Annotated in this window: 14 protein-coding genes; 13 read left to right on the top strand and 1 reads right to left on the bottom strand. The window is 62.4% G+C overall.

The window, feature by feature from the left end:
- Nucleotides 1-168 precede the first annotated feature (168 nt).
- The 9 genes from NKH95_RS16015 (at nucleotide 169) to NKH95_RS16055 (ending at nucleotide 9,393) form a co-directional block, all read left to right on the top strand.
- Nucleotides 169-1,275, top strand: coding sequence for an NAD-dependent epimerase/dehydratase family protein (locus tag NKH95_RS16015; protein WP_352759470.1), 1,107 nt, complete (start codon nucleotides 169-171; stop codon nucleotides 1,273-1,275).
- Nucleotides 1,272-2,345, top strand: coding sequence for an NAD-dependent epimerase/dehydratase family protein (locus tag NKH95_RS16020; RefSeq protein ID WP_128303891.1), 1,074 nt, complete (start codon nucleotides 1,272-1,274; stop codon nucleotides 2,343-2,345). The genes NKH95_RS16015 and NKH95_RS16020 overlap by 4 nt, the downstream gene beginning before the upstream one ends.
- Nucleotides 2,342-3,634: a TIGR04295 family B12-binding domain-containing radical SAM protein gene (locus NKH95_RS16025; protein ID WP_352759472.1), complete on the top strand. Its 1,293-nt coding sequence runs from the start codon at nucleotides 2,342-2,344 to the stop codon at nucleotides 3,632-3,634. The genes NKH95_RS16020 and NKH95_RS16025 overlap by 4 nt, the downstream gene beginning before the upstream one ends.
- Nucleotides 3,619-4,719 (top strand): glycosyltransferase family 4 protein, encoded by a 1,101-nt coding sequence (locus NKH95_RS16030; RefSeq protein ID WP_352892008.1) that lies wholly within the window; start codon nucleotides 3,619-3,621, stop codon nucleotides 4,717-4,719. The genes NKH95_RS16025 and NKH95_RS16030 overlap by 16 nt, the downstream gene beginning before the upstream one ends.
- 2 nt (nucleotides 4,720-4,721) lie before the next feature.
- Complete coding sequence (locus NKH95_RS16035) at nucleotides 4,722-5,852, top strand: CgeB family protein (protein ID WP_352892010.1); 1,131 nt, start codon at nucleotides 4,722-4,724, stop codon at nucleotides 5,850-5,852.
- Nucleotides 5,849-6,943, top strand: a complete 1,095-nt coding sequence (locus NKH95_RS16040) for a CgeB family protein (RefSeq protein ID WP_023809476.1) — start codon at nucleotides 5,849-5,851, stop codon at nucleotides 6,941-6,943. The genes NKH95_RS16035 and NKH95_RS16040 overlap by 4 nt, the downstream gene beginning before the upstream one ends.
- On the top strand, nucleotides 6,940-8,043 hold the full coding sequence (locus tag NKH95_RS16045) for a CgeB family protein (RefSeq protein WP_352892011.1): 1,104 nt from the start codon (nucleotides 6,940-6,942) through the stop codon (nucleotides 8,041-8,043). Before NKH95_RS16040 ends, NKH95_RS16045 begins: the two co-directional genes overlap by 4 nt.
- 23 nt (nucleotides 8,044-8,066) lie before the next feature.
- On the top strand, nucleotides 8,067-9,113 hold the full coding sequence (locus tag NKH95_RS16050; RefSeq protein WP_023809477.1) for a UDP-glucuronic acid decarboxylase family protein: 1,047 nt from the start codon (nucleotides 8,067-8,069) through the stop codon (nucleotides 9,111-9,113).
- A 94-nt stretch (nucleotides 9,114-9,207) separates the two neighbouring features.
- Nucleotides 9,208-9,393 (top strand): hypothetical protein, encoded by a 186-nt coding sequence (locus NKH95_RS16055; RefSeq protein ID WP_352441956.1) that lies wholly within the window; start codon nucleotides 9,208-9,210, stop codon nucleotides 9,391-9,393.
- Nucleotides 9,394-9,402: 9 nt separating this feature from the next.
- Here the strand turns inward: NKH95_RS16055 and NKH95_RS16060 are convergent, their stop codons facing one another.
- On the bottom strand, nucleotides 9,403-11,145 hold the full coding sequence (locus NKH95_RS16060; RefSeq protein WP_352892013.1) for a hypothetical protein: 1,743 nt from the start codon (nucleotides 11,143-11,145) through the stop codon (nucleotides 9,403-9,405).
- A gap of 155 nt (nucleotides 11,146-11,300) precedes the next feature.
- Here NKH95_RS16060 and NKH95_RS16065 point away from each other — a divergent pair, with 155 nt between their 5' ends.
- From NKH95_RS16065 to NKH95_RS16080, 4 genes are read left to right on the top strand one after another with little or no spacing between them, the layout of a single operon-like run.
- Nucleotides 11,301-12,404, top strand: a complete 1,104-nt coding sequence (locus tag NKH95_RS16065; protein ID WP_128303885.1) for an inositol-3-phosphate synthase — start codon at nucleotides 11,301-11,303, stop codon at nucleotides 12,402-12,404.
- A complete protein-coding gene (locus NKH95_RS16070) occupies nucleotides 12,401-12,997 on the top strand; it encodes a histidine phosphatase family protein (RefSeq protein WP_352892016.1) in 597 nt (198 codons plus the stop codon). Before NKH95_RS16065 ends, NKH95_RS16070 begins: the two co-directional genes overlap by 4 nt.
- 14 nt (nucleotides 12,998-13,011) lie before the next feature.
- A complete protein-coding gene (locus NKH95_RS16075) occupies nucleotides 13,012-14,112 on the top strand; it encodes a CgeB family protein (RefSeq protein WP_023809482.1) in 1,101 nt (366 codons plus the stop codon).
- Nucleotides 14,112-14,915, top strand: coding sequence for a sugar phosphate nucleotidyltransferase (locus NKH95_RS16080; protein ID WP_023809483.1), 804 nt, complete (start codon nucleotides 14,112-14,114; stop codon nucleotides 14,913-14,915). Before NKH95_RS16075 ends, NKH95_RS16080 begins: the two co-directional genes overlap by 1 nt.

A 14,915-nucleotide genomic window follows, 5' to 3' on the forward strand; every position in this document is an offset into this window, starting at 1 on the left:
GCTGTCGGGCGTCCTAACAGCACAAGCACGTCAATGTTCCAGAACCGCGCGGTGATCGCGATGCGCCGGCTCCCAATGGGACCGACCAAAGGAACTTTGTTGAAGCAAGGGAACAAACCTTTTGCCGAAAAGTTCGGGGCGCCGAGGTTACTGGTCTGAGGAGTCGTCGTGAAACGCATATTGGTTACAGGAGGCTGCGGCTTCATCGGCCGGCATGTCGCACAGGAACTCGTCGAGCAGGATTATTCGGTTCGCATCCTCGATGCGCTGCTGGAGCAGGTGCATGCGGGCGAAGCCGTCGCGCTTCCCGCTGGAACCGAGCTGATCAAGGGCGATGTCCGGGACCGAGAGGCGGTCGCCAGTGCGCTGGAAGGTGTCGACGCGGTCATTCATCTGGCGGCGGAAGTCGGCGTCGGACAATCGATGTACGAGATCGCGCGCTATGTCGGCGCCAACGATCTCGGCACCGCAACGCTGCTCGAGGCGCTGATCAAGCACCCGGTCGAACGGATCGTCGTCGCCTCGTCGATGAGCGTCTATGGCGAAGGGCTCTATGCAACGCCAGACGGCCGGCGTGTCGACAATGCTCGGCGCAAGGCGAGCGACATCAGGAGCGGGCAATGGAACCCGCTGTCGCCAGAGGGAGACGCCCTCTCGCCGCTGCCGACGGACGAAGAAAAGCCGGTCGATCTCGCCTCCATCTATGCGCTGACAAAATACGCACAGGAACGCGCCGTGCTGATCTTCGGCGAAGCCTATGGCGTCGATGCGGTCGCGCTGCGCCTGTTCAATGTCTTCGGCGCCGGCCAGGCGTTATCCAATCCCTATACCGGCGTGCTTGCCAACTTCGCTTCGCGTCTCGCCAACGGCCAACGGCCAATGATCTTCGAGGATGGAGAACAGAAGCGCGATTTCGTCCATGTGCATGACGTCGCCCGCGCCTTTCGCCTTGCGCTGCAGCAACGCCAGGCAAGGGGTCATGTCATCAACATCGGCAGCGGCCGCGCCTATGAGATCAGCGAAGTCGCGCGATTGCTGGCCGAGGCCATGGGGACACCGAACCGCTCGCCGGAACTGCTCGGCAAAGCCCGCTCCGGCGATATCCGGAACTGCTTCGCCGATATCTCCAAGGCCCGTGAGCTGCTCGGTTTCGAGCCGGTGCGGCAACTGGAGAATTCGCTCGGCGAGTTCGTTTCCTGGGTGCGTAACACGTCCGCCGTCGACCGCGGCGCCGACATGAAGCGCGAGCTAGAAGAACGTGGGTTGGTCTCATGAACACACGCAATCGACGCGACGCGCCGATCGCCATCATCGGCGGCAGCGGCTTCATAGGATCGAACCTCGCCGACAGCCTGTTGTCGGATGGCGAGCCGGTACTGGTGATCGACAATCTCAGCCGTCCGGGCGTCCAGCAGAACCTTGAATGGCTGGCGCAAAAACACGGTGGTCGCCTCACGGTGGAGACGATCGACGTGCGAGACGCCAACGCACTGGCGCCTGTCTTGATGGTTTCCAGGGCAATTTTCCATCTGGCCGCGCAAACCGCCGTCACCACAAGCTTGGTCGAGCCGGGCGAGGATTTCGACATCAACCTTCGCGGAACGTTCAACGTTCTGGAGGCGGCGCGACTGAGCGGTGAGCGCATCCCTGTGATCTTCGCCAGCACCAACAAGGTCTATGGCAGCCTGCCCGACGTCGCGGTCCGCGAGGACGGCGATTGCTATGTGCCTTGCGACAGCGTCATCCAGGCGAACGGCATCGATGAGGCTCGGGGCCTGGACTTCTGCACGCCCTACGGTTGCTCCAAAGGCGCGGCGGATCAGTATGTGCTCGACTATGCCAAATCTTACGGCATGCCGACGGCGGTTCTGCGGATGAGCTGCATCTATGGACCGCGACAGTTCGGAACCGAGGACCAGGGCTGGGTCGCACACTTCCTGCTCAGCGCGCTGACGGGACGCCCAATCACCATTTACGGCGACGGCAGGCAAGTGCGCGATATCCTGCATGTCTCCGATGCCGTCGCCGCCTACAGGGCCGTGCTCGATCGCATCGAGACCACCAAAGGCCAGGCATTCAATCTTGGCGGCGGCCCGGAAAATGCGGTCAGCCTGCGCAGGTTGTTGAGCGAAATCCGTAGCCTGACCGGCCATGATCTTTCAATCCGCCATGATGGGGAACGCACCGGCGACCAGCCCTTCTTCGTCGCCGACACCCGCAAGATCAAAACCGCGCTTGGCTGGATGGCCCATGTTTCATGGCGCGAAGGCATCCGCGACCTCGCCGACTGGCTGCAGCGCCATCGGCTCGAGCCTCGCCCTGAAGCCGTGAGGTACGTTGCATGAAAATCGCCCTGGTAAACCCGTCCTGGACGTATGACGACAGCATTTATTTCGGCTGCCGCCAACCGCATCTGCCGCTGGAACTCGGTTATTCGAAGGCCCTGCTCGAAGCCGCCGGACATGAGGTGCTGATGCTGGATGGGCAGCTGCAGAAGCTCGACAATTCCGGTCTCTGCGAGCAGGTGGCTGATTTCGCCCCGGCTATGACCATCGTCAGTACCGCCCCGACCTATCTGTTCTGGCGCTGCGCACCGCCGGAATTGCGTGTGCCGGCCGATTTCCTCAACCGTCTCGCCGGGCGCGGTGGACGCACGGTCGCGGTCGGGCCGCACGGCTCGGCGACGCCGGCGCCAACCTTGCGCAAGCTCGGCGTCGACATCGTCGTGCGCGGCGAATGCGAAGAAGTCGTCGAGCAACTTGCCCGGCGCGACGATTGGAGCGCCGTGCCCTCAACCGCTTATCTGCGGGATGCCAGGGTTGTTTCGAACGGCGGCGTCCACGCCAGCTCGTTTGTCGATCATCCGCCGCTCGAATGGCCAGCGGACTGGATCGCAGCCCATTCGCATCACCATCACCGGTTTGACGACAGTCAGGTCGGGTTCGGCGCGGAAGTCGAGGCATCGCGCGGCTGTCCCTACAATTGCAGCTTCTGCGCCAAGATCGATTTCCGTGATGCCTATCGCCGTCGAAACCATGAAGCGGTGGTAGCGGAGATCGATCGGCTGATTGCCCAAGGTGTCGGCTACATCTACTTCATCGACGAGATCTTCCTGCCGCAAAAAGCGTTGCTGGAAGCCTTGGTCGATCGCGACGTGAAATTCGGCGTACAGACCCGCATCGATCTGTGGAAGCCCGAGCTGCTGGAATTGCTGGGCGCCGCGGGCTGCGTCTCCATCGAGGCCGGTCTCGAAAGCCTGACCGTCGAAGGCCGGGCAATGCTGGCCAAGCGCTGCCGGCTGGGGACCGAGGAACTCGCCGCGCTGCTCGTCGATGCCAGACGTCACGTTCCATTCGTCCAGGCCAATCTGATCGGCGTGGTCGAGGATGATCCCGCCCTAGTCGAGCACTGGCGAACCCACCTGATCGACCACGGCGTATGGGCCAACGAACCTGTGCCGCTTTACCCGTATCCGAGTTCGCCCAGCTACCGCGAGCTTTGGGGCGAACCCGACGACCTTGCCTGGGAACGGGCCCATGACCACTACCTCGCATCCTTCCAGAAATTCAGTGACATCCAGGAGAGGCGGCCGCGGCCGCTGGCGGAACTGGAGGCGACATGTTGCGGACACTGACGCCGCGCTCGCGGCGCATCCTGATGACCGTCGATGCCGTGGGCGGCGTATGGCGCTATGCGCTTGATCTGGCACGGGAACTTGTGAACGGCGGCGACAGCGTGGTGCTTGCCGGCCTCGGTCCGCAACCGTCGAGGCAGCAGGCCGAGGAGGCGGAGGCTTTCACGACGCTGATCTGGTTGAACACGCCGCCGGATTGGATGACCCGCGACGGCGGCGACCTCGACGCGCTGCCGCGGGAATTGCATGCGCCCATGCGCGACCACGCCATCGACCTTGTCCATTTCAACGCGCCGACGCAGGCATCGGGATTCGATGCGCCATGCCCAGCCGTGGTGGTCTCCCATTCCTGCGTGACGACATGGTTCCACGCCGTCAGGAAACAGACAGTGGACGGCGCATGGGCCTGGCAGAAGGAGCGCAACAGGCGCGGCTTGGATCGGGCCGACGCAGTCATTGCGCCGAGCCGCAGCCACGCCGACATGCTTGAGACCTGCTACGGCCCGATCGCGCGCCTGCATGTTGTTGCAAATGGCGCTCGTCCCGTCCCGAATGCCGAAAAACGTCAACCAGTCGTCTTCGCCGCGGCCCGCTGGTGGGACGAGGGCAAGAATGCGGCGGTGGTCGACCAGGCCGCGTCGCTGACGCAATGGCCCGTCTTTGCCGCCGGTTCGATGCACGGTCCGAACGGCGGGCATACCAGCTTCAGCTATGCTGTTCCTCTGGGAGCACTGCCGTCTCACGAGGTGCGCTCCTTGATGGCGCGCGCCGGTATTTTCGTGTCGCCATCGATCTATGAGCCATTCGGTCTGGCCGCGCTGGAAGCTGCCATGTCGGCAACGCCACTGGTGCTTTCCGACATCGCAACCTATCGCGAACTATGGGACGGGGCCGCGATGTTCTTTGATGCGTGCAATCCGCACGACCTCGCTGCCTGCCTCAATCGTCTCTCCAGCGACGCCGAATTCAGGCGGGAGCTTGGCCAGGCAGCCATGCGACGGAGCCGCCGGTTTACACTGGTCAGGCAAGCGGCGGCCATGCGAGGCGTCTACGACAAGGCGGCCCTGGCCATGGCGGGGCGCTGACCATGCGCTTTCTGTTCTACACCCACTCGGTCGTTTCCGACTGGAACCACGGCAATGCCCATTTCCTGCGCGGTATCATGCGGGAACTGATCGCGCGCCGGCACCAGGCGGTGGCGCTGGAGCCGGCGGACGGTTGGAGCCGTTCGAACCTGGTGGCCGAGAAGGGACCCTTCGCCATCGAACGCTTCCGCAAGGATTTCCCAGAACTGATGCCGGTGACCTATGATGCCGGGTTCGATCACGAAGCCTGGATCGCTGAGGCCGACGTCGTGATCGTTCATGAGTGGACGGATCCGGAGCTTGTCGCACGCATCGGCCGTGCCCGGGCCGCTGGCGGCAACTTCATCCTTCTGTTTCATGACACCCACCACCGGGCCGTATCGGCGACCGAGGCAATCTCGGCGCTGCGGTTGGAGCACTATGACGGCGTTCTCGCCTTTGGCGAGGCCTTGCGCGAGAGCTATCTGCGCGCCGGCTGGGGCAAGCGCGTCTTCACCTGGCATGAAGCCGCGGACGATCGCCTGTTCAAGCCGCACCCGGAGATCCACGTCACGTCCGATCTGGTCTGGATTGGAAACTGGGGCGACGATGAACGAACCGTCGAACTCAGGGAGTTTCTGATCAAGCCGGTCCGCGATCTCGGCCTCGAGGCCACGGTGCACGGCGTCCGCTATCCCAAGCCGGCGCTCACGGACCTAGCCGCCGCCGGACTGCGCTATGACGGATGGATCGCCAATGCCGACGTGCCGAAGGCGTTCGCCGCGCATCGTGTCACCGTCCACATCCCACGGCGCCCCTATCGTGAGGGTTTGCCCGGAATTCCGACGATCCGCATGTTCGAGGCGCTCGCCTGCGGCATTCCGCTGATTTCAGCACCATGGTCCGATGTCGAGCAGCTGTTCAGGCCCGGCGTCGACTTTCTGTTTGCCCACAATGGCTCGCAAATGCGGCAACACCTGCGGGCGGTATTGGCCGATGCGGATTTCGCGGCTTCCCTGGTGACTTCGGGTCTCGAGACTATCCGCTCGCGGCACACCTGCTCGCACCGCGTCGACGAGTTGTTCGGCGTGCTCACGGAATGCACAGCCGAACACACCATCAACAAGACCACCGCAAAGGAAGCCGCCGCATGAAGATGGCATTCTACGGATCGAGCCTCTTGTCGTCCTACTGGAACGGTGCCGCGACTTACTATCGCGGGTTGCTGAAGGCGCTTTCCCAATTGGGCTACGAAATCACCTTCTATGAGCCCGACGTCTACGACCGGCAGAAGAACCGCGACATCGAGGCGCCTGACTGGTGCACTGTGGTCGTATATGAAGCGACCCAGCACGCACTGATGCAGGTCGCGGCACGCGCCGCCAGCGCCGACATCGTCGTCAAGGCGAGTGGCGTCGGTTTCGAGGACGAGGCGCTGCTGCGCGCCGTCCTCGACCACGCCCGCAGCGACGCGCTGGTGGTATTCTGGGACGTGGACGCTCCAGCAACCCTTGCCCAGCTGCGCGACGAACCGGACCATCCGCTCCATGGCGCCCTGCAAGAAATCGACCTTGTGCTGACCTATGGCGGCGGCGACCCCGTCGTCTGGGCCTACCGTGCCATGGGGGCGAACGAATGCGTGCCGATCTACAATGCGCTCGATCCCCAAACGCATCACCCGGTCGCCAGCAATGCGCGTTTCGCTTGCGATCTGGCGTTCCTGGGCAACCGGCTGCCGGATCGTGAGGCACGCGTCGAAGCGTTCTTCCTCGATCCCGCAAGCCAGCTTCCGAAACAGCGTTTTCTGCTCGGCGGATCTGGCTGGGGGGACAAGCCGCTTCCCGCCAACGTCGGCTGGCTTGGTCACGTTGGCACCCGCGATCATAATGCCTTCAACGTCACACCCAAGGCAGTGCTGAACATCAGCCGCGACAGCATGGCCGTAAACGGTTTTTCACCGGCCACGCGTGTCTTCGAGGCGGCTGGCGCCGGTGCCTGCCTCATCACCGACGCATGGCTGGGCGTGGAACTGTTCCTGAAACCAGGCGAGGAGATCCTGGTGGCACGCGACGGCGGCGATGTCGCCGAGATCATGCGCTCGCTGACCTCCAGTCGTGCAAAAGCAATCGGCCAGGCCGCACTTTGCCGCGTGCTGGCCGACCATACCTACGCGCTGCGGGCGGACGTGGCCGATGCCGTCTTCAAACGTCATTTCGAGCAGGGGACCGTGGAGGCAGCGGAATGACCAAGCAATTGAACATCGTCTTTCTCGGCCTGTCGCTGTCCTCGTCCTGGGGAAACGGCCACGCCACGACGTTTCGAGGCCTGCTGAAAGGTCTGCACGAACTCGGCCACCGCGTGACCTTTCTGGAGCGCGACGTGCCGTGGTACGCCAACCACCGCGATCTGCGAGATCCGGATTTCTGCGCCTTGCGCTACTACGAAACCACTGCGGAGTTGCAACGCGACTACGCCCGGTGCCTGGAGCAGGCCGACATCGTCGTCATCGGCTCCTTCGTGCCGGAAGGGCGCGTGGTCATCGACATCGTCGCTTCATTTTGCAAGGGGCGCTTCTGCTTCTACGACATCGACACACCGGTGACCGTGGCGCAGCTTTCGGCCGATGATTGCGATTATCTGAGCTGGCGGCAGATTCCGTATTTCGATGTCTACTTCTCGTTCACCGGCGGGCCGATGCTTGGCCATCTGGTGGAGGAGTTCGGCGCGCGCCGAGCCGAACCGCTCTACTGCTCGGCCGACCCGGAACGGCATCACCGGACCGGCGATCCGATCCACTGGGATCTCGGCTATCTCGGCACCTACAGCGCGGATCGGCAGGCAACGCTGAACGCGCTGCTGCTCGAACCCGCACGGCATATGCCGGACCGCCGTTTCGTCGTAGCGGGCTCGCAATACCCATCCGACATCACCTGGCCGGACAATGTCGAACGCATCGAACATTTGCCGCCCGCCGATCATGCCGCGTTCTACAGCCGTCAGCGCTACACGCTGAACGTCACACGCAGTTCCATGATCGCTGCCGGATGGTCGCCCAGTGTGCGCCTGTTCGAAGCGGCTGCTTGCGGCACGCCTATCATCAGCGATCGCTGGCCAGGGCTCGACAGCTTCTTTCCCGCATCGGCGATCCACACCGCCGGAGAAACGGACGCTGTCGTCGAGATCCTCTTCGGCGAGTCCGAGCGCACACGCCGGGCCATGGCCCGCCGGGCCCGCGAACGCGTCCTCGCATTCCACACCGGTGCGGCCAGGGCCCGCGAATTCGTGGCGGCGTTGACACAGCCAAGGGCGGCGGCCCTCGATTTCGACATCGGAAGCGCAGCATGACCGGCATACAGGAGAAAACGACGATGCGACAAAAAAGAAACGCGCAAAGGGCAAAGGCAGTGCTTGTTGCCGGCGGTGCGGGATTCCTCGGTTCGCATCTTTGCGAAGCATTGCTCCGCGACGGCTGGCGCGTGATCTGCGCCGACAATTTCCTGACTGGGCGCATGGAGAACATCATCTCGATCATGGACCAGCCGGGTTTCCGATTGATCGAGCAGGACATCTGCCGGCCATTGGATCTCGGCGAGCCCGTGGAGCGTATCTTCAATCTGGCATGCGCTGCCTCGCCGCCGCGTTACCAGGCCGACCCGATCCACACCACGCGAACCTGTGTGATCGGCACGCTCAACCTGCTTGAACTCGCTGCCCACAATAACGCGCGGCTGCTACAGGCCTCGACGAGCGAAGTGTATGGCGATCCGGAGCAACATCCTCAGAAGGAGGACTATGTTGGCCATGTGAACTGCACCGGCCCACGCGCCTGCTACGACGAGGGCAAGCGCACCGCCGAAACGCTTTGCTTCGACTATCTTAGAGCCGGCAAAGCCGACGTGCGCGTCGCGCGCATCTTCAACACCTACGGTCCGAGAATGGATCCGGCGGACGGCCGCATCGTCTCGAACCTGATCATGCAGGCGCTCGAGAAACGTCCTCTGACGATCTTCGGCGACGGCTTGCAGACGCGATCCTTCTGCTACGTCTCCGATCAGATTGATGGATTGAGGCGACTGATGGATATCGATCCCAATCCGGGCAAGCCGGTCAACCTGGGCAATCCCGGAGAATTCAGCATCGTGCGACTGGCGGCGTTGGTAAAGGCGATGACCGGCACCAAATCGGATCTGAGATTTCTGCCGCTGCCGCAAGACGATCCTCGGCGCAGGCAGCCCGATATTTCGCGTGCAAAAGCGCTGCTCGGCTGGACACCGAAGGTGCCCCTCAACGAAGGGCTCAAGCTGACGATCGATTATTTCGCGGCGCTCGAAGGCAGTCGCATCGGCGATCAGATGACAGGCTTTGCCAAAAGGGCGAGACCCGCATCCGGCGGGCTGCAGAACCTTCCGGCATGATGCGAGCCGGCGGTCGAATCTTTCCCGAGATCGTGCGGAACATCCGCCCAAGCTTGTGGTTTGGCGGGAGGACCCGATACGGAGGATCATCCTCATGCGACCCAAGCGACCCGCGAGAGAGATCGACCAGATGGCCGAACGTGAGACGGCTGCCTATCTGCGGCGCGCCTCGATCACCTATCTCGAGTGCTGCGTCAGCCTGATGATGACGCATCTCCAGCGGGAGGAAGTGGCCACTATTCTCGAGCAGGAAGCGGACATGTTGCGAAAGCTGGACTGATCGGAACGATCATGGCCGGCATTCGTCCAGGAACCGTATCAGTCGCATCCTATATCGGTCTGCCGTCGCGGCCAGCCTTGCTTTTTCCCGGCCATTTTCGGATTGCGCAGCCGTGCTCCAGAGCCCGAGCTGGAATGCCAAATAGCACGGTTCGAAAAAGCCGATGTGGCCGTTGTCGATGGCAAGCTTCATTCCTTGGACCAGGGTCCTCACATCGCTGTCGGATAGCCCGTACTCGACACGGGCGCCGGCAATGTCCCACTCAATCGGCTGGCAGCCGATCAAATTGTGTGCCCGGCAATGGTCGACAGCATCTGTCTTGAGCACCCTGCCGTCGGCACGAACGAGAAATTCCCACGGTTGGAGCTTGCCGTCGATTTCAACCCGCTGAAGCACATGCGCGGGAGTTTTTTTCGAGAGCCAACCGCGCAACGTCGCCGCGCGTTTTTCGCCCACGGCTTCCGACGCATTGGAAACAGCCATCTCCGCGAGTGCAAGCAATGATGCACCCGGTTCGCAAGTTCGAAGATTGACCGCACGCCAGGCCAGGTAATTTGTGAACTCCGCGATCCGTCTTTCCCTGGGCAGCGGCGCCTGATCCATCGTGGTGCCGTCAATCCACCGTTCAACCAGAAAGCCATGGCAAAGCGCGACAACTTGCGATCCGAACCCGGCTTCATACAACATCCCCGCGGCTCGTTTCTTGCGCAGTCCGGTTTCGCCGAGGCCGGCAAATTTGACGAGCCAGCGGTCACGCCCGGCGGACGCCAGGAATTTGCGCCGCTCGTTACCGCGTGGGCTCGGCGGCCAGCGCCCTTCATCGGCGTAGTGGGCGGCCCGCCACTCGCCGCCAGATAGCTCGGTCAGGCTTAATTCCGGCCTGCCGACCGCCTCGGCCACCCAGTCGCGCAACGTGGGAATTTTCGAGCTTTCGGAGAAGGTGCATTCAAACGCCGTCGCCACATGCTTCGGACAGCGCGACCATGTCTCCCGAGCCTCCCGCGACGCTTCGATGCCCGGGCCGCCTGAATGGCTGGGAAACAGGTGAATGCGGTCCGTATCGATACCCAGTTCACGCAGCCACACGACAACGGCATGCATCGAACTGCCGGACAGGCCAGGACCCTCGTCGACAACCGCGAAACGCGCCGATGGATTGTTCATCCAAGTGGCGATCGACCGCGGATCGGCGTTGATATGCCTGCGGAAGGGATGGCCGATCGGGCGAACGCTGAATGGTGCCGGCGCACCAATCGAGGCCGCCACCATAGCTGCCAGCCCGAGGCCAATGCTGCGGACGCCGATCACGCATGTGTTCGCATCGAGACCCGACTTCTGCGCCGCGTCCAAATAGCTTTCGGGATAAAGCGCATAATGCGCATAACCCTCGGCAGAGCCGGTCAGAACCTCGGCCTGGCAGTCGAGCCCGGCCAGCAGTTTGAAAAGTCCCGGGTCGATGCCACCGCCGGCGTCAAAACCGCTTCGCCACGACTTCGCCACCTCTGCCGCAAGTCCGACCAGCAACCTGGCGCCTTGCTGTTGTCGTGGCGAAAAGATGTCGATGCCGCTAGTTTCGAAATCGACATCGGCAAGCGCCTGAACCAGCTCCGACACGCTGATGAACAGTCCGACCAATGCAGCATGGCGTTGGATGCCATGAGACATCCGATCCAGGCTTTCGGCCATTTCGCTTGCTGCTTCGCGAAGCTGTTGTGCGTTCTGCGTCTGCTTGTGGTCGCCGTAGACGATCATCGATCGGTTTTCCAATGCTTGCCGTGCGGCAACGCATCGAATGCAGCTTCGATCCATGCTGTCTCGCGCAATTTTTCGATGGGCGGAGGAACATTCCGGCACGCTGATGGTTCGGCGCCAGGAACTTACCTTTGAACAACATAGGGTGGCGGTTCGTGGGATCGAAAAAGGTTCGTGTTGGTATCGTTGGTGTCGGCAACTGCGCATCCTCCCTCGTGCAGGGCCTCTCCTTTTACCGTCACGCGAAAAGCAACGAACCAATCCCTGGGCTGATGCATGCCGACCTCGGCGGCTACCATGTCGACGACATCGAGATTGTCTGCGCATTCGATGTCGCCAGGAGCAAAGTTGGCCTCGACGTCGCGGAAGCGATCTACGCCGCCCCCAACAACACGTTCCGCTTTGCCGACGCGTTGACAACCGGCGTTCGCGTCGAGCGCGGACCGACGCTGGACGGGATCGGCAAATATTTGCGTGACGAGATTGAAGAAGCTCCGGAGCCGGTTGCCAATGTCAGCGAGATCCTGCGCGACAGCAACGCTGACGTGCTGGTTTCCTACCTGCCGGTGGGTTCCGAGGAGGCGACCTGCTTCTATGCCGAATGCGCACTCGAGGCCGGCTGCGCCTTCGTCAATTGCATACCCGTTTTCATCGCCTCACGTCCGGAATGGCGCCGGCGCTTTGAGCAGCGAGGACTGCCGCTGGTCGGCGACGATATCAAGAGCCAGGTCGGCGCGACCATCGTGCACCGGTTGCTGGCCAATCTCTTTCGCGAACGCGGCGTGCGCATCGACCGCACCTATCAGCTGAATTTCGGCGGCAACACCGATTTTCTCAACATGCTGGAACGCGAGCGGCTGGAATCGAAGAAAATCTCGAAGACACAGTCCGTGGCCAGCCAGTTCGATGTTCCCCTGGAGCCGGGCAATATCCATGTCGGTCCGAGCGACCATGTGCCTTGGCTCACCGATCGCAAATGGGCCTATATAAGGGTGGAAGGCACGACTTTCGGCGGCGTGCCGCTCAATGCCGAACTCAAGCTGGAAGTCTGGGATTCTCCAAATTCAGCCGGCGTGGTGATCGATGCGTTACGCTGCGCCAAGCTGGCGCTCGATCGCGGCATAGCCGGTGCCCTGACCGGTCCCTGCAGTTATTTCATGAAGTCGCCTCCCGAACAGTTCACCGACGCCGAAGCGCGGCAGCGCACGCTTGCGTTCATCGCTGGCAAGGACGAGCCTTTGCTCGATGCCGCAGAATGACGACGACCTTCTTTCTGATCCGCCATGCGGCACACGACAATGTCGGCTCTTATCTTGCAGGCCGGATGGACGGCGTTTGCCTCGGCGATGCCGGCAAGGCACAGGCAGCGCAGCTTGGCGGCCGCATGGCCCGGGAGCCTATCGTCGCGATCCTGTGCAGCCCGCGTGAGCGTACGCGAGAGACGGCGCTGCCAATCGCGCTAGCCTGCGGTGTCGGGGACATCGCGATCTGCGCCGAACTCGACGAGATCGACTTCGGCGACTGGTCGGGAAAGACTTTCGATGAGCTGAATGGCGACGCCAGTTGGCGAGCGTGGAATGACCAGCGGCAGGAGGCAAGGACACCGAGTGGCGAGACCATGCAGGATGTCCAGCAACGCATTGTGTCGCTGATGGCCACGGTCCGCGAGCGGCATCAGAACCAATGCGTCGCCCTGGTCAGCCATGCCGATGTGATCAAGGTCGCCGTCTGCACCGTCCTTGGCTTGCCGGCCGGTGACTGCTTTCGCTTCGACATCGATCCCGCCTCGATCACGACGATCGTGTCGGGGGACTGGGGGGCGAAGCTGATCCGATTGAACGAAGTTGCCTGACGAGGATTTGCCGGATGCAGATGGTCATTTTCGGTCTTACCGTCACGTCTTCATGGGGTAACGGCCATGCCACTTTATGGAGGGGACTGATCAGAGCCCTCGCCCGGCGCGGCTGGTCCATTACCTTCTTCGAACGCGACACACCCTACTATGCCGGAACGCGCGATCTCGATCATCTGGACGGCGGCAACGTCGTGCTCTACCCGGACTGGGAGGACATCCGCCGGGTCGCGGAGCAAACGATCAAACGATCGGATGTCGTGATCGTCACCTCTTATTGTCCCGACGCCGTGGACGCCTCGCGGCTGGCGCAGCAGGCAGGGCGCGGAGTGCGGGTCTTCTACGATCTGGACACTCCAGTCACGCTTGCCCGCATCGAACAAGGTGAGCGTCCACCCTATTTCGGCCCCGAGGGTCTTGCGGATTTCGATCTCGTCCTGAGTTACACAGGCGGCCCGGCGATCGACGCGCTAAAGACGGTGCTGGGTGCGCGCTACGTGGTGCCGCTCTATGGGCATGTCGATCCCGACCAACACCGGCCGGCAGCGCCGCGAGCCGATTTCAGGGCCGATTTGTCCTATCTCGGAACCTATGCGCCAGATCGCCAGGCAGCAGTCGAAAATCTGCTGGTTCGCCCAGCTGCGCGCTTGCCGGACCAGCGCTTCGTCATCGGCGGCGCACAATACCCGCAGGAGTTCCCGTGGAGCGACAACATCTTCTTCGTCAGGCACCTTCCGCCGGCCGATCACCCGGCGTTTTTCTCATCCTCTCGTCTGACGCTGAATGTCACCCGCGAGGCGATGGCGCAAAAAGGCTGGTGCCCTTCGGGCCGGTTGTTTGAAGCAGCGGCATGTGGAGTGCCGATCATAACCGACACCTGGCCCGGCCTAAGCAGCTTCTTCGAACCCGGCAGCGAGATCCTGCTGGCCCACGACACCGATGACGTCGTCGCGGCGCTCGCCTTACCCGCACGAGAACTCGATGCCATCAAAACCCGAGCGCGCGAACGGGTTCTCGACGAACACACCTCTGCCCGGCGCGCGGCGGAGCTGGACCACATTCTAAACGACGCCTTTCAAAGATCTCCCGGCGAACCGATGATGGAAGCAGTCTGATGTTGGGCATTGTGCCCGCTGCCGGGCGCGGCAGCCGCATTCAGCCGCTCGGCTTCTCCAAAGAGCTGCTGCCGGTCGGCAGTCGGATCGATGGGCAGACCGAGCGTCCCTGCGCCGTGAGCGAGTATCTGGTGCGGCGGATGGTGCGCGCCGGCGTCGACAAGATCTGTTTCATCATTGGATCGGGCAAATCCGACATTCTCGAATATTACGCCGCCGGCTATGGTGACGCCGCGGCTCTCTTCGTGGTGCAGCCCAATCCGGTTGGGCTTTGCGATGCGATTTTTCGGGCAGCTCCTCTCGTCGCGCCCAATGAGGTCGTCCTGGTCGGCCTTCCCGACACGATCTGGTTTCCCGAGGATGGCTTCTGTCATTTGCCTGACGATCAGCTTTCATTTCTGCTCTTCCCGGTGGATCGTCCGGAATTCTTCGACGCCGTCATTGTCGATGACCACGAGCGCGTGATCGAAATCCAGGTCAAGCAACAGGATGCCGGCACGAACTGGGTTTGGGGTGCGTTCAAGATGCCGGGCCAGATTCTGCATCAGCTTGCGGCACTCTGGCGCGAGCGGGAATGCCGTGACGAATATATCGGCACGTTGGTCAACGCCTACCTTGCGGCCGGAGGTCAAGCCTCCGGCGTCAAGGCTGGGTCCGCCTATGTCGATGTCGGCACGTTCAATGGCTATCGCACGGCTCTGCGGCTGCTCGAGGACGGCGCCGCACCCGTCCATCACCAAACCGCCACGATTATGCCAGGTGCCCGTTCGCATGTGCCTGTCGTTCCCGGCGAAGGAGCCTGA

Source organism: Mesorhizobium sp. M0848 (assembly GCF_040319805.1).
Classification (GTDB): domain Bacteria; phylum Pseudomonadota; class Alphaproteobacteria; order Rhizobiales; family Rhizobiaceae; genus Mesorhizobium.

Bases quoted from the DNA above. Each gene is read 5' to 3' on its own strand.
- NKH95_RS16020 (WP_128303891.1), top strand. From the start codon at position 1,272: ATGAACACACGCAATCGACGCGACGCGCCGATCGCCATCATCGGCGGC.
- NKH95_RS16025 (WP_352759472.1), top strand. From the start codon at position 2,342: ATGAAAATCGCCCTGGTAAACCCGTCCTGGACGTATGACGACAGCATT.
- NKH95_RS16030 (WP_352892008.1), top strand. From the start codon at position 3,619: ATGTTGCGGACACTGACGCCGCGCTCGCGGCGCATCCTGATGACCGTC.
- NKH95_RS16035 (WP_352892010.1), top strand. From the start codon at position 4,722: ATGCGCTTTCTGTTCTACACCCACTCGGTCGTTTCCGACTGGAACCAC.
- NKH95_RS16040 (WP_023809476.1), top strand. From the start codon at position 5,849: ATGAAGATGGCATTCTACGGATCGAGCCTCTTGTCGTCCTACTGGAAC.
- NKH95_RS16045 (WP_352892011.1), top strand. From the start codon at position 6,940: ATGACCAAGCAATTGAACATCGTCTTTCTCGGCCTGTCGCTGTCCTCG.
- NKH95_RS16050 (WP_023809477.1), top strand. From the start codon at position 8,067: ATGCGACAAAAAAGAAACGCGCAAAGGGCAAAGGCAGTGCTTGTTGCC.
- NKH95_RS16055 (WP_352441956.1), top strand. From the start codon at position 9,208: ATGCGACCCAAGCGACCCGCGAGAGAGATCGACCAGATGGCCGAACGT.
- NKH95_RS16060 (WP_352892013.1), bottom strand. From the start codon at position 11,145: ATGATCGTCTACGGCGACCACAAGCAGACGCAGAACGCACAACAGCTT.
- NKH95_RS16070 (WP_352892016.1), top strand. From the start codon at position 12,401: ATGACGACGACCTTCTTTCTGATCCGCCATGCGGCACACGACAATGTC.
- NKH95_RS16075 (WP_023809482.1), top strand. From the start codon at position 13,012: ATGCAGATGGTCATTTTCGGTCTTACCGTCACGTCTTCATGGGGTAAC.
- NKH95_RS16080 (WP_023809483.1), top strand. From the start codon at position 14,112: ATGTTGGGCATTGTGCCCGCTGCCGGGCGCGGCAGCCGCATTCAGCCG.